At 61.0% G+C, this 12,863-nt stretch carries 10 protein-coding genes and 1 pseudogene; 7 read left to right on the top strand and 4 right to left on the bottom strand.

All coding sequences use genetic code 11. From position 1 onward, the window contains the following. Positions 1–5 precede the first annotated feature (5 nt). Together KJF94_RS19100 and KJF94_RS19095 are read left to right on the top strand one after the other, a co-directional pair. A complete protein-coding gene (locus tag KJF94_RS19100; protein WP_214377901.1) occupies positions 6–812 on the top strand; it encodes a DUF4892 domain-containing protein in 807 nt (268 codons plus the stop codon). Positions 813–881: 69 nt separating this feature from the next. Further along, positions 882–1,937 carry an AI-2E family transporter gene (locus KJF94_RS19095; RefSeq protein ID WP_214377899.1) on the top strand — a complete coding sequence of 352 codons (1,056 nt, stop codon included), beginning with the start codon at positions 882–884 and terminating at the stop codon, positions 1,935–1,937. A gap of 155 nt (positions 1,938–2,092) precedes the next feature. Here the strand turns inward: KJF94_RS19095 and xopAW are convergent, their stop codons facing one another. The 3 genes from xopAW to KJF94_RS19080 all read right to left on the bottom strand — a co-directional run bounded on the left by xopAW (position 2,093) and on the right by KJF94_RS19080 (position 4,985). Then, a complete protein-coding gene (gene xopAW, locus KJF94_RS19090) occupies positions 2,093–2,941 on the bottom strand; it encodes a XopAW family type III secretion system calcium-binding effector (protein WP_214377897.1) in 849 nt (282 codons plus the stop codon). A 236-nt stretch (positions 2,942–3,177) separates the two neighbouring features. Further along, positions 3,178–4,227 carry a sensor histidine kinase gene (locus KJF94_RS19085; protein WP_214377895.1) on the bottom strand — a complete coding sequence of 350 codons (1,050 nt, stop codon included), beginning with the start codon at positions 4,225–4,227 and terminating at the stop codon, positions 3,178–3,180. After that, the gene (locus KJF94_RS19080; protein ID WP_214377893.1) at positions 4,227–4,985 is read right to left on the bottom strand and encodes a response regulator; all 759 of its coding nucleotides are present in this window, start codon (positions 4,983–4,985) and stop codon (positions 4,227–4,229) included. Before KJF94_RS19080 ends, KJF94_RS19085 begins: the two co-directional genes overlap by 1 nt. Positions 4,986–5,278: 293 nt before the next feature. Between KJF94_RS19080 and pyrF the strand changes: the two genes are divergently transcribed. Then, the gene (gene pyrF, locus KJF94_RS19075) at positions 5,279–5,977 is read left to right on the top strand and encodes an orotidine-5'-phosphate decarboxylase (RefSeq protein ID WP_214384908.1); all 699 of its coding nucleotides are present in this window, start codon (positions 5,279–5,281) and stop codon (positions 5,975–5,977) included. A 140-nt stretch (positions 5,978–6,117) separates the two neighbouring features. On the opposite strand, the gene KJF94_RS19070 is transcribed toward pyrF, so the two are convergent. Continuing rightward, entirely contained in the window at positions 6,118–7,122 is a 1,005-nt protein-coding gene (locus tag KJF94_RS19070) for an NADP-dependent oxidoreductase (protein WP_214377891.1), read from the bottom strand. Between the two features lie 236 nt (positions 7,123–7,358). On the opposite strand from KJF94_RS19070, the gene KJF94_RS19065 reads away from it, so the two are divergent. The 4 genes and pseudogenes from KJF94_RS19065 (at position 7,359) to KJF94_RS30625 (ending at position 12,487) form a co-directional block, all read left to right on the top strand. Continuing rightward, entirely contained in the window at positions 7,359–8,120 is a 762-nt protein-coding gene (locus KJF94_RS19065) for an SDR family oxidoreductase (RefSeq protein ID WP_214377889.1), read from the top strand. 911 nt (positions 8,121–9,031) lie between these two features. Beyond that, entirely contained in the window at positions 9,032–10,414 is a 1,383-nt protein-coding gene (locus KJF94_RS19060) for an aminotransferase-like domain-containing protein (RefSeq protein WP_214377887.1), read from the top strand. 108 nt (positions 10,415–10,522) lie between these two features. Further along, positions 10,523–11,578 (top strand): annotated as a pseudogene (locus KJF94_RS30630) (methyl-accepting chemotaxis protein); the annotation flags it as partial. A gap of 27 nt (positions 11,579–11,605) precedes the next feature. Next, on the top strand, positions 11,606–12,487 hold the full coding sequence (locus KJF94_RS30625) for a methyl-accepting chemotaxis protein (protein WP_431768161.1): 882 nt from the start codon (positions 11,606–11,608) through the stop codon (positions 12,485–12,487). Positions 12,488–12,863 lie beyond the last annotated feature (376 nt).

Below are 12,863 nucleotides of genomic sequence, written 5' to 3'. Positions count from 1 at the left end.
CATCCATGCGTTCAATCAGTCTGCTGGCGCTGTGTTGTTTCAGTCCTCTGGGGTTTGCCGCCGATGTGCCGGGCAGTCAGGACCTGCCGATCGTGCCCCGCGTGGCCGATTCGCAGATCGTTGACTATCGCCCGGCGGTTGAACTGGAGCGGATCTACCCGCTGGGTTCAATACGCAAGATCAGCGGCCAGTTGCGTTTCGACGGTCAGGTCAGCGCCCGTGGGCAAACCACTTCGGTGACCTACGAGCTGCCACCGGAGCATTCGTCTACCGAAGCGTTTACCGTCGCTCGCGAAGCCTTGCAGAAGCAGGACGCCGAATTGCTGTTCTGGTGCCAGGCCCGTGATTGCGGTGAAAGCAGCCTGTGGGCCAATGAAGTCTTCGGCAATGCCAAGCTCTATGGCGCTGACGATCAGCAGGCCTATCTGCTGTTGCGGTTGGCTGCGCCAAAGGACAACACGCTGGTGGCGCTATACAGCATCACTCGCGGCAATCGCAAAGCCTATTTGCACGTTGAACAGTTCGATTCTGCCGCACCGCTGGGTGATCTGCTGCCAACATCCGCAACCTTGTTGCGAGAGCTCAAAAGTACCGGTGAGCTCGACTTCCCCAAACTGACCAGTGCGCCCGACGAGACCTGGCTGCGCTTGCTCTCGCGCGGCCTGAACCTGGACACGACCCTGCGGGTGAGCGTTTCCGGGCCGAACGCCGAAGCCTGGCGTCAGGCATTGATGAGCCAGGGCGTGCGGTCGGCGCGGATGGAGACGGGCAGCGTCGAAGGCTCTGGCCTGCACATCGAACTGTTGCGATAAGCTGAATCAGGCGGACGCGCTGGCCGCGTTCGCCTACTCTTTTGCGAACTGACTTTTTTCGAGATTCGGATGATCAATAACGATCGGCTGTTGGTGCAAATCCTGCTCCTGGTGCTGTTTGGCGCGAGCTTCTGGGTGATGGCGCCGTTCTGGTCCGCGTTGTTCTGGGGCGCGGTGCTGGCGTTTGCCAGTTGGCCCCTGATGCGTTTGTTGACCCGTTGGCTCAACGGTCGCGAATCCCTGGCGGCTGCATTGCTGACCCTGGGCTGGATGTTGCTGGTGGCGTTGCCGCTGGTGTGGCTGGGTTTCAACCTGGCGGACCATGTGCGCGACGCCACGGCGTTCATCAAGGATGTGCAGATGGATGGCTTGCCCGAGGCACCGACCTGGCTGGGCAGTATTCCTCTTGTGGGCGAACGGCTGGTGGTGATCTGGAACAGCATCGATCAGCAAGGCGCGGCAATGATGGTGTCGCTCAAACCTTATCTGGGGCAGGTCGGTAACTGGTTGCTGGCGCGCAGTGCACAGATTGGCGGCGGCATTCTCGAGCTGACGCTGAGCATCGTGTTCGTGTTCTTTTTCTACCGGGACGGGCCGCGCCTGGCGGCGTTTGTCCACGGCCTGCTGCAACGGTTGATCGGGGATCGCGCCGGTTACTACATCGAATTGGTGGCGGGTACGGTTCAACGGGTGGTGAACGGCGTGATCGGGACGGCGGCAGCCCAGGCGGTGCTGGCGTTGATCGGGTTCCTGATTGCCGGAGTGCCTGGAGCGTTGGTGCTTGGCATCGTCACCTTCCTGCTCAGCCTGATTCCCATGGGGCCGCCGCTGGTGTGGATACCGGCGACCGCGTGGCTGGCCTGGAAGGGCGAGTACGGGATGGCAGTGTTTCTCGGGATCTGGGGCACGTTCATCATCAGCGGGGTCGACAACGTGCTCAAGCCTTACCTGATCAGTCGCGGTGGGAATTTGCCGTTGGTGATCGTGTTGTTGGGGGTGTTTGGCGGGTTGATTGCGTTCGGCTTCATCGGCCTTTTTATCGGGCCGACGTTGTTGGCTGTCGCGTACAGTCTTTTGACTGACTGGAGCAAGAGTCAGGCGCGGGTGGAAGATCGCCGGCCGTGAGGTTTGTGTTGAGGCGAATGGCCCCTTCGCGGGCAAGTCGGACCGCCGTACCGCTCGCTCCTACAGGTCAAGTGTCGAACCCATAATTGGGGCAAAACGCATGACCTGTAGGAGCGAGCGGTGCGGCGGTCCGACTTGCCCGCGAAGCTTTTGACTTAAGTCGCTACGTTAAGGTATTTACCCACCGTCGCCACCTTGTCGAGCGAGTATTGCTTGCTCAGGATGGCGATCATTTTGTCCAGCGCTTCTGCCACGTTCGCCTGATCGGTGGAACTGTCGCTGTTTTTCTCGCGACCGGCCTGCAGCGCGGCTTTCAATTCGTCGCTGCTGACTCCGCCACTGCTGTCGCTATCCAATACCTTTAGCAGCGCGGCACTGGTGTCGGTGCCGGTCGATGAGGTGCTGTCGCTCGCCTGCAACGCGCTGCTCAGTTCGGTGGCACTGACACTGCCATCGCTGTCCGCATCGAGCTGGCTGAACAGCTCTTCGCTGGACACCTGTTGAGGTGGCGGCGGTGGCGGGGCGAGACTGGCGGCGAGTTCGTCCTTGCTGACGACGCCATCTTCGTTCTTGTCCAGGGCCGAGAAGATTTCCGTGCTGTCAGCGCTGCTGCCGGCGCTGGTCAGACCGTTACTCAGTTCGTCGCCGCTGATGGCACCGTCGCCATCGGCGTCCAGAGCGCTGATCAGCGCGTCGGCCAGTTTGGTGTCCGATGCCTGATCACGCGGAGGTGGAGGAGGCGTCATCGCTGCCATTTCTTCGCTGCTCAGGCTGCCGCTGTCGTCACTGTCCAGGTCGGCGAAATCTTTGCTCAGACTGACCAGCAAACCGTCATCGGATTTCTGCGACAGGGCGCTTTTGAGCTCGTCCTGATCCACCGAACCATCGCTGTTGGTGTCGAGTCTGGAGAGCAGTTCTTTCTGGAATTGCTGGCTACGGGCATTGCTGGTGGTGGTGCTGGCGGTGCTGTTATAGCTCGTGTAGTTGCTGACGCTACCGATCATTGGGCTCACTCCCTGGAATGGAAAGCCGGCGGGTGCACCGGCTTATGCAGCCTCAAGGAGCAAGTTGTCGTGGGTATGTGGGGTTTGTACCGAGTGGTACACATGCCGCTAATGTAGGAGCGGGCGGCGCGCCGGTCCGACTTGCCCGCGAAGAGGTCGTCACATTCAATATCAACTCTGGCTGACTTACCGCTTTCGCGAGCAAGCTTTGCTCCTACAGGGGACTTGTGTGGGGCTCAGGTGCGGGGCAACCAGATGACGGCGGTCAAACCACCACCGGGCGTCTCTTCCAGATTCAATTGTCCCCCCAACCGTTCAGCCGCTTCACGGGCAATGGTCATACCCAACCCGACACCGCCGGAGTTGCGATTGCGCGAACCTTCCAGACGAAAGAAAGGTTCAAACACGACTTCGCGTTTATCCGCCGCAATCCCCGGTCCGTGGTCGATCACCCGAATCACCAGGTGTTCGCGATTGTCTTCAAGCGCGATCTGCGCCTGTCCGGCATAGCGCAGGGCGTTATCCAGCAAGTTGTTGATGCATGAACGCAGCGCCATCGGCTGAACCTGCAACGGTGCGCAGTGGCCGGTGGCCTGGACATCAGAACCCTGGTCCTGGGCATTTTCACTCAAGGATTCGACCAGCGCTTGCACGTCCATCCATTGCGGGGCCTCGCTGGTGCGCTGCTCGTGCAGGTAGGTGAGGGTGGCGTCGAGCATGCTGATCATGTCGTCCAGATCCTGGCGCATCTGACCTTGCAGCTTGTTGTCGTCGATCTGCTCCAGCCGCAGCTTGAGCCGGGACAACGGCGTGCGCAGGTCGTGGGAGACCGCGCCGAGCATCCGCGAACGCTGCTGCATTTGTTCGATGATGCGCTTTTGCATCAAGTTGAAGGTGTAGGCCGCTTGCCGGGCTTCCCGTGGGCCGGACTCGTCCAGCGGTGGGCTGTCGAGGTTTTCGCTCAGGCGCTCGGCGGCGTCACTCAAGCGCTGGATCGGCCGGCTCAGCAGTTTTGCGCCGTACCAGGCTGCGATGATCAGTGAGATCAACTGGAACGTCAGCGGCACCAACGGCCCACCGAACCAGGGCCGTGGTGGCCGGTTTTCGAACCGCGGGTCCATCGGCGGACGTTGCCCTTCCAGACCCTGGAAGAACTCGGGCGGCGGAGGCGGGGGAGGTGGACCGTAATGATGAAACCAGGCAAACGCGAGCAGATGCGCCAGGATGATCGCCACCAGCAGCACGCCAAACAGGCGGCCGAACAGCGTATCGAAGCGCGCACGCATCAGCCGATGTCTCGGGCGTCGAACAGGTAACCCTCACCGCGAACCGTCTTGATCAACTGCGGGGCTTTCGGGTCGTCACCGAGTTTCTGGCGCAGACGCGAGACCAGCAAATCGATGCTGCGATCAAAGGCTTCGATCGAGCGACCGCGCGCCGCATCCAGCAATTGTTCGCGGCTGAGCACTCGGCGCGGACGTTCGATGAACACCCACAGCAAGCGGAATTCGGCGTTGGACAGCGGAACCACCAAGCCATCTGACGCGATCAATTGGCGCAGCACGCTGTTCAGACGCCAGCTGTCGAAGCGAATGTTCGCACGCTGTTCGGTGCGGTCGTCGCGCACCCGCCGCAGAATGGTCTGAATCCGCGCGACCAGTTCTCGCGGTTCGAACGGCTTGGCCATGTAGTCGTCGGCGCCCAGTTCCAGGCCGATGATCCGGTCGGTGGGTTCGCAGCGCGCGGTGAGCATCAGGATCGGAATGTCCGATTCGGCGCGCAGCCAGCGGCATAGCGACAGACCGTCTTCACCGGGTAGCATCAGGTCAAGCACCACCACGTCGAAATGCTCGGCTTGCAGCGCCAGACGCATGGCGGCGCCATCGGTGACGCCGCTGGCGTGGATGTTGAACCGGGCCAGGTAATCGATCATCAGCTCGCGGATCGGGACATCATCGTCGACGATGAGCGCGCGAATGCTCCAGCGCTTGTCGTCGCCGGGCACTTTTTGATCGTCGTTCAAGGGGGCTTGGGTGCTGTGCATGCGTGCGTTCATCTGCCAGGTAGGCTGCCAACCACAAAGATAGGCTGCGAGGTTGTGGCTTCAGCATAGGCGTCCGGCCCGGAGGCGGGAAGTGCTGTAAGGACGTGTTGCGGCTGCCGAGAGTAGCGGGCAAGGGTGTTGCAGGCGTGTCGTGTGTGTATCGGTCTCGACACAATCGGCGAAAGGGCTAGTCTTGGCTGAGCGCCGACGACGAATTACCGATCATCGGGTCCCGCAGCCGCGCAGGTTCCGCTACAATGCGCGCCGATTTCGTCCTGCCTGAGAGCCCGCACATGTCCGTCTGCCAGACTCCTATCATCGTCGCCCTGGATTTCCCCACCCGTGACGCCGCACTGAAGCTGGCCGACCAGTTGGACCCGAAACTGTGCCGGGTCAAAGTCGGCAAGGAACTGTTCACCAGCTGCGCCGCGGAAATCGTCGGCACCTTGCGCGACAAGGGTTTCGAAGTGTTCCTGGACCTCAAGTTCCACGACATCCCGAACACCACCGCCATGGCGGTAAAGGCTGCAGCGGAAATGGGCGTGTGGATGGTTAACGTGCACTGCTCCGGCGGTCTGCGCATGATGGCGGCTTGCCGTGAAGTGCTCGACCAGCGCACCGGCCCGAAACCGCTGCTGATCGGCGTGACCGTGCTGACCAGCATGGAGCGTGAAGACCTGGCCGGCATCGGTCTGGACATCGAACCGCAGGAGCAGGTGCTGCGCCTGGCGGCACTCGCGGAAAAAGCCGGGATGGACGGTCTGGTGTGCTCGGCACTGGAAGCCCAGGCCTTGAAATCGGCTCACCCGTCGCTGCAACTGGTGACCCCGGGGATTCGCCCGGCGGGCAGCGCCCAGGACGATCAGCGTCGCATCCTGACCCCGCGTCAGGCGCTGGATGCCGGTTCCGATTATCTGGTGATTGGCCGTCCGATCAGCCAGGCGGCGGATCCGGCCAAGGCGTTGGCTTCGGTAGTGGCTGAGCTGGCCTGATCACACACCGAAGAACCCATTGTGGGAGCGAGCCTGCTCGCGATGAGGGAATGTCAGGCGGCAACTACGTCGCCTGATATACCGCAATCGCGAGCAGGCTCGCTCCCACATTGGTTTTTGTGGGCATTTCAAATAGTGCGTTAAACCTTCAGAACCAACTTCCCGAAATTCTCCCCGCTGAACAACTTCATCAGCGTCTCCGGGAATGTCTCCAGTCCTTCAACAATGTCTTCCTTGCTCTTGAGCTGCCCCTTGGCCATCCAGCCGGCCATTTCCTGCCCGGCAGCGGCGAACTGCGCGGCGTAGTCCATCACCACGAAGCCTTCCATCCGCGCGCGGTTCACCAACAGCGACAGGTAGTTGGCTGGCCCTTTGACCGCTTCCTTGTTGTTGTACTGGCTGATGGCGCCGCAAATCACCACCCGTGCCTTCATGTTCAGGCGGCTCAGCACCGCATCGAGGATGTCGCCGCCGACGTTATCGAAGTAAACGTCGACGCCTTTCGGGCATTCACGCTTGAGGCCGGCGACGACATCTTCGCTCTTGTAATCGATGGCGCCGTCAAAACCCAGTTCGTCGATCAGGAACTTGCACTTGTCCGCGCCGCCCGCGATGCCGACCACACGGCAGCCTTTGATCCTGGCAATCTGCCCGGCAATGCTGCCCACCGCCCCGGCCGCACCGGACAGCACCACAGTGTCACCTTCTTTCGGTGCACCGACATCGAGCAGGGCGAAGTAGGCGGTCATCCCGGTCATGCCCAGCGCGGACAGATAACGTGGCAACGGAGCCAGTTTCGGATCGACCTTGTAGAAACCGCGCGGCTCGCCAAGGAAGTAATCCTGCACGCCCAAGGCGCCGTTGACGTAGTCACCGACCACAAAGCCTGGATTGTTCGACGCCACGACTTTGCCTACGCCCAATGCGCGCATCACCTCGCCGATACCAACGGGCGGGATGTAGGACTTGCCTTCGTTCATCCAGCCACGCATGGCCGGGTCGAGGGACAAATATTCGTTTTTGACCAGGATCTGACCCGCGGCCGGTTCCCCGACCGGTACTTCCTGATAGGTGAACGTCTCGCGGGTAGCCGCGCCCACCGGACGTTTGGCGAGCAGGAACTGGCGATTGGTCTGGGTAGTCATGACAGGCACTCAAGATGAATGAAGCCTTGTTGATAGACCTTCATTGGCGCCGCCGCAAGTTTGGCTGATGCGGCGAATGCAGCCTGATCCAGTGCAGTGATAGTCGGCCCGGCCGTTCTATCACCGCAACTCATGGGCGCTCAACCGGGCTTTTGATAGTGCTGCCGTGGCGGTAGCGCCTGTGGCTAGACTGGGCGCAAGCGAACCCCCGCATTCTTCTCTTCGAGGACAAAACAATGAGCATGACGTTTTCCGGCCAGGTCGCCGTCGTAACGGGCGCCGCCAACGGTATCGGTCGCGCGACCGCCCAGGCGTTCGCCGCCGAAGGGTTGAAAGTGGTGGTGGCCGACATGGATACGGCTGGTGGCGAGGGCACCGTGGCGCTGATTCGCACGGCAGGCGGCGAAGCGACCTTCGTGCGCTGCAACGTCACCGTGGAAAGCGATGTAAAAAATCTGATGGACGAGGTGGTGAAGTCCTACGGCCGTCTTGATTACGCCTTCAACAACGCGGGCATCGAGATTGAAAAAGGCAAACTGGCCGAGGGCACGGTCGACGAGTTCGACGCGATCATGGGCGTTAACGTCAAAGGCGTGTGGCTGTGCATGAAGTACCAGCTGCCGCTGTTGCTGGCCCAGGGCGGTGGCGCGATCGTCAACACCGCTTCGGTCGCCGGCCTCGGTGCTGCGCCGAAGATGAGCATTTATGCGGCGTCGAAACACGCGGTGATCGGCCTGACAAAATCGGCGGCGATCGAATACGCCAAGAAAAAAATCCGCGTGAATGCGGTGTGCCCGGCTGTCATCGACACCGACATGTTCCGACGCGCCTATGAAGCGGACCCGAAGAAGGGCGAGTTCGCCAACGCCATGCACCCGGTGGGTCGTATCGGCAAGGTTGAAGAAATTGCCAGTGCCGTTTTGTATCTGTGCAGCGATGGTGCTGCGTTTACTACGGGTCATTCGCTGGCGGTGGATGGGGGGGTTACGGCGTTTTGATTCGCCGCAGTTGTTTGTGTGCATATCCGTTGCTGCGGTAACGGCTGCTGACGGTTTCGCTTTTACAGCGAGTCACTTTCGAAAATCCGGAATGCCGGCCCAGACCAAAGTAACCAAAGCGCTTTTGCCCCTTTCGTTCGGTGGCTCGCCTAGGCTCGCCATGCCCTCGCTCCGGTCCTGCTCCGTGGGCCCGCCGCCATCGGCCATCCATGGCCGGGGGCGGCTACCGCGGCATCCTTGCCGCGGTGCCCACTGCGCAGAACCGGAACTAAGCCTCTCGATATAGGTTGTCCGTTCCTTTCCTCTTCCATCCTTCGGTGCCCGGACGTCCATCGCTAGCAGGCTAGCTCCCACAGGGGATTTTTGGCGGGCATGACATGGGTGTTCAACACCGATGGCCTTGGCGGACAACAGGTCGGCTCTCGGGCCGCCTCGCTTTGGCTGTTGATCTTGATCTGCCCCGTCGGAAGGCCGAGCGCAGGTTCTGCGCAGTGGGCAACCCGGCAAGGATGCCGGGTTAGCCGCCCCCGGCCATGGATGGCCGATGGCGGCGGGCCCACGGAGCAGGACCGGAGCGAGGGAATGCCGAGCCATAGCGAGGCACCGTACGTCAGGGGCGCAGGCGCTTGGTTACTTGGCGCTCTTCCAAGTAACCCGCCGTAAGGGCGGAACCATTAGCGGCCGTTACCGCAGCAACGGATATGTACCCCCAGCCCCAATCGCCGTTACCGCAGAACCGAGTCTGAAAAGCTACGGTCGACCCCCAGGCCGCCAGGTTTTTTTGCTTCGTGAAGACTCAGCAATGTGTTTCAAATGGTTAGAACCGCAAGTTTTGGCGGCGTTGTCGCACAGCCCATCGAGCGCGCCTGTGATTAACTGATTCCGTCAAACGAACAGGAGTTTGCTTGCTCATGGAATTGAGAATCGATCGACAGGCCTTGGTGCCGGTCGTACAGCAAGTCGTCGACGCGCTAGCGAGCTGGCTGCATCAGAGCGACATAGTACCGGGGACGCGTTTGCCTTCTGCACGGCAAATCGCGCGGACCAATTTACTCAGCCAGTCCAGCGTCGTTGAAGCCTGCGATCGGCTGGTAGCGCAAGGGGTGCTGGCGTCGCGTCACGGCGCCGGATTCATAGTCGCAGCCCCAACGTTGACCGCTGCGGATTCACCTTGGTTCGAGGGCGCGGAGTTACGGCCAGTCAACGCCGCGGGCGAGCTGAAACTGGGGTGTGGCGGGCTCCCCGAAAGCTGGCGCGAGACGGATGACCTGACTTACGCGATCCGGGAGGTCAGCCGTACCGACATGGCTGGCCTGTTCAACTACAGCACGCCGCTGGGTCTGCTTGCGTTGCGTCAACACATCATCAAGCGCTTGAGCCTGCTTGATATCGATGCAGAAGAAAACCGGATCATGACGACAGCAGGGGCCAGTCAGGGGCTCGACCTGATCGTGCGTACCTTGCTCAAACCGGGTGATTGCGTGGTGGTCGAAAGCCCCGGTTATTCCTTGCTGTTCGAGCTGCTCAGGCTGCACGGTGTTTCGATGATTGAAGTGCCGCGCACCCCGCGCGGGCCCGACATCGAGGTGCTCGAGGCACTGCTGCTTGAGAAAAAGCCCCGAGCGCTGTTCATCAACAGCTTCTATCACAACCCGACGGGCAGCAACCTGACGCCGGTGGTGGCGCAGCGGATTCTGCATCTGGCCAAAAACCATGGCGTGCTGGTGATTGAGGATGACGTCTACGCGGATTTTCACAGTGGTCCCGGTACGCGCCTCGCCGCGCTGGATGCCGATGACAACGTCATCTACGTCGGCAGCTTCTCCAAAACCCTCAGCAGTTCATTGCGGGTCGGCTTTGTAGTGGCCGGTGCCGACGTTATTTCGCGACTGGCCGAGGTCAAACGGATCAGCAGTTTGAGCGCTTCAGGGTTTTGCGAGTCGGTGCTGGCCTGCCTGCTGGCCAGCGGCGCTTATCGCAAGTTGGTGCTGCGGCTGCGCCAGCGTCTGAGACATGACCGAGAGGCCGCACTGCAGGTACTGGAAGATGCCGAGTGGGAGGTGTTCGGTAAACCCGTCGGCGGTTTGTTCATCTGGGCGCGATCGCGCAAGTCCGACTACGCTCACGTGCGGACTCAGGCACGGCGCTTTGGCGTCTTGCTGTCTTCCGCGACGGCTTTCAGTCCCGCCGGTGAGGCCAGTGACTGGCAGCGTATCAATGTGGCCTGCGCCTGTGATCCGCGAGCCCGGGCGTTTTTTCAGGCCACCGCTCCGGATCGACCTCAAGCGTTCTGAAAACGACGTTGGCGTAGCTTTTTGCCATTATTCCGACGCCAGAGACTTGTGTTGACACAGGCCCGTTGCGAATCTGCGTCAACAGACTATGTCAGGGGACTAAGTGCAATGATTTCGGCCGTGCAAGGACGTTTTGCCAACCTCGGTATGGCAAAAAAACTGGGTGTCGGGTTTGTGCTGGTGCTGTTGTTGACAGCCCTGGTGGCGGCCATCGGCGTGTGGTCCCTGCAAACCATCAGCCATCGCTTCGACGGGCTCAAACAGATGTCGTCGCTCAACAGTGGCTTGCTCAAGGTGCGCCTGCTCGAGCAGGAGTACGCCTTGCACGGCAACCCGAAAATTGTCACGGCCTTGCACGAGGGGGTCGATGGCCTGGTCGTCCTGGCGAATCAACTGAAGGCGCAATCGCCGGCCAACGTTCCCGTGATGAGCGACGTCGAACAGTCGTTGGGGGCTTACCGCAAAGCGTTTGACGAATTCGTCTCGCTGAGTCAGGCCAAGGATCTGGCGCTGGAAATGGCCAGTTGGTCGGTCTCCAGCGTGGCCAATAATCTCGACGTGCTGCAGGCCGGGCTCGCCGATGATGGCGCCTATACCTTGAAGGAATCCGAAGGCAAGGACGGTTCCCAGTTCATCGAACAGGCCAATCAGGTCAGCCAGGTATCGCGGCTGATGCTGCAAGCCATGAACGAAGCACGTGTGCGCCTCGACCAGAGTCGCAAGGGGGATGACAGCGCCGGGCAAGGCAAGATCGAGCAGGCAGACCAGGCGCTGACTCAGGCCGAGCAACTGAAAACCACGGTGAAGGATGAGGGCTACCTGACTGTCCTCAATGAAGTGGTCGGGCATATCGGCGGTTTCAGCGAGAAACTGACGGAATACACTGGCCTGCTGGCTCAGGAAAAAACCGTCTACGAGCAGTTGCATCAGCGCGCCGCGCAGGTGGTGGAGCGGGTGGACCAGGCCTACGTCGCCGAAGACCAGTCGATGCAGACCGAGCTGAAAAAGAACTCGTTGCTGATTATCGGTTCGTCGGCCCTGGCCTTGCTGGTCGGGCTGATCGCCGCGTGGGTGATTACCCGATTGATCGTCGGACCGCTGCGCAGTGTGATTCGCGTTGCCCAGCAGATTGCCGCGGGCGATTTGAGTGCGAAGGTTGAAGTGACCCGTCGTGATGAGATCGGCCAATTGATGCAGGCCATGCAGCAGATGGGCGCGGGGCTCAGCAGTATTGTCAGCGGTTTGCAGGCGGGCATCGAACAGTTGGCCAGTTCGGCTCAGTCGCTGTCGGCAGTGACTGAGCAGACCAACCTTGAAGTCAGCAGTCAGAAGGAAGAAACCGAGCAGGTCGCTACGGCCATGAATCAGATGACCGCTACTGTGCACGACGTTGCGCGTAACGCGGAAGAGGCTGCCCAAGCCGCACAGACGGCGGACGGCAAGGTCGAAAGCGGCCAGGCGGTGGTGCGCCAGAGCATGGCGCGGATCGAGCAACTGGCGGACTCGGCGTCATCGGCCAGTTCGAGCATCGAAAGTCTGAGTGCGGAAATCCAGAATATCGGCACGGTGCTCAGCGTCATCAAGAGCGTGGCCGAACAGACCAATCTGTTGGCGCTGAACGCGGCTATCGAGGCGGCGCGCGCTGGCGAGCAGGGCAGGGGGTTTGCGGTGGTTGCCGATGAAGTGCGGGCCCTGGCGAAACGGACACAGCAATCGACCGAGGAAATCGAACGACTGGTCAGTGCCTTGCGTTCGGCAGCGCAGGCGTCGGTGCATCAGATTCAGAGCAGTGGTGAGTTGGTGAAGTTGGCGGTCAGTGATGCGCTACAGACCGAGAGTGCCTTGGGCAGTATTGCGGCGGCGGTGTCGTTGATTCAGCAGATGAACCAGCAGATCGCGGCGGCTGCGGAGGAGCAAAGTTCGGTGGCTGAGGAGATCAACCGCAGTGTGACGAGTATTCGGGCCAGTGCGGATCAGTCTTCGTTGGCGATGCAGGGGAATGCGGCTTCGAGTATTGAGCTGGCGCAGTTGGGGGTTGAGTTGAAGGGGATGGTCGGGCATTTCAGGCTCTGACGTTTGAGAACTTGGCGGCCTGGTAGCCGACCAGGTTCTTGTTGTCGGTGTATATATCCATTTCTGCGGTAACGGCTGCTGGCGGTTTCGCCCTTACGGCGACTCACTTTTCCAAACGCCGAAAAGTAAGCAAAAGGCTTCGCCCCAGCGTCCGGCTCCTCGCCTGGGCTCGGAGTTCCCTCGCTCCGGTCCTGCTCCGTGGGCCCGCCGCCATCGGCCATCCATGGCCGGGGGCGGCTAACCCGGCATCCATGCCGGGTTGCCCACTGCGCAGAACCTCCACTCAGCCTCCCGAAGGGGCGGGCAGACCAAAATCAAAAGCGCAAGGCGAGCTAACGCTCGGCCTCGTGGTTTGGTTGGTGTACGCCGATCTGCT

This window comes from Pseudomonas hormoni, from assembly GCF_018502625.1.
Taxonomy (GTDB): domain Bacteria; phylum Pseudomonadota; class Gammaproteobacteria; order Pseudomonadales; family Pseudomonadaceae; genus Aquipseudomonas; species Aquipseudomonas hormoni.
Note: the sequence above shows the minus strand (reverse complement) of the source record. Positions and strands in the feature narration are given on the sequence as shown.

What these genes read in the sequence shown, in the direction of transcription:
- KJF94_RS19100 (WP_214377901.1), top strand. Translation starts at nt 6, where the DNA reads ATGCGTTCAATCAGTCTGCTGGCGCTGTGTTGTTTCAGTCCTCTGGGG.
- KJF94_RS19065 (WP_214377889.1), top strand. Translation starts at nt 7,359, where the DNA reads ATGAGCATGACGTTTTCCGGCCAGGTCGCCGTCGTAACGGGCGCCGCC.
- pyrF (WP_214384908.1), top strand. Translation starts at nt 5,279, where the DNA reads ATGTCCGTCTGCCAGACTCCTATCATCGTCGCCCTGGATTTCCCCACC.
- KJF94_RS19060 (WP_214377887.1), top strand. Translation starts at nt 9,032, where the DNA reads ATGGAATTGAGAATCGATCGACAGGCCTTGGTGCCGGTCGTACAGCAA.
- KJF94_RS19070 (WP_214377891.1), bottom strand. Translation starts at nt 7,122, where the DNA reads ATGACTACCCAGACCAATCGCCAGTTCCTGCTCGCCAAACGTCCGGTG.
- KJF94_RS19095 (WP_214377899.1), top strand. Translation starts at nt 882, where the DNA reads ATGATCAATAACGATCGGCTGTTGGTGCAAATCCTGCTCCTGGTGCTG.
- xopAW (WP_214377897.1), bottom strand. Translation starts at nt 2,941, where the DNA reads ATGATCGGTAGCGTCAGCAACTACACGAGCTATAACAGCACCGCCAGC.
- KJF94_RS19085 (WP_214377895.1), bottom strand. Translation starts at nt 4,227, where the DNA reads ATGCGTGCGCGCTTCGATACGCTGTTCGGCCGCCTGTTTGGCGTGCTG.
- KJF94_RS30625 (WP_431768161.1), top strand. Translation starts at nt 11,606, where the DNA reads ATGCAGGCCATGCAGCAGATGGGCGCGGGGCTCAGCAGTATTGTCAGC.
- KJF94_RS19080 (WP_214377893.1), bottom strand. Translation starts at nt 4,985, where the DNA reads ATGCACAGCACCCAAGCCCCCTTGAACGACGATCAAAAAGTGCCCGGC.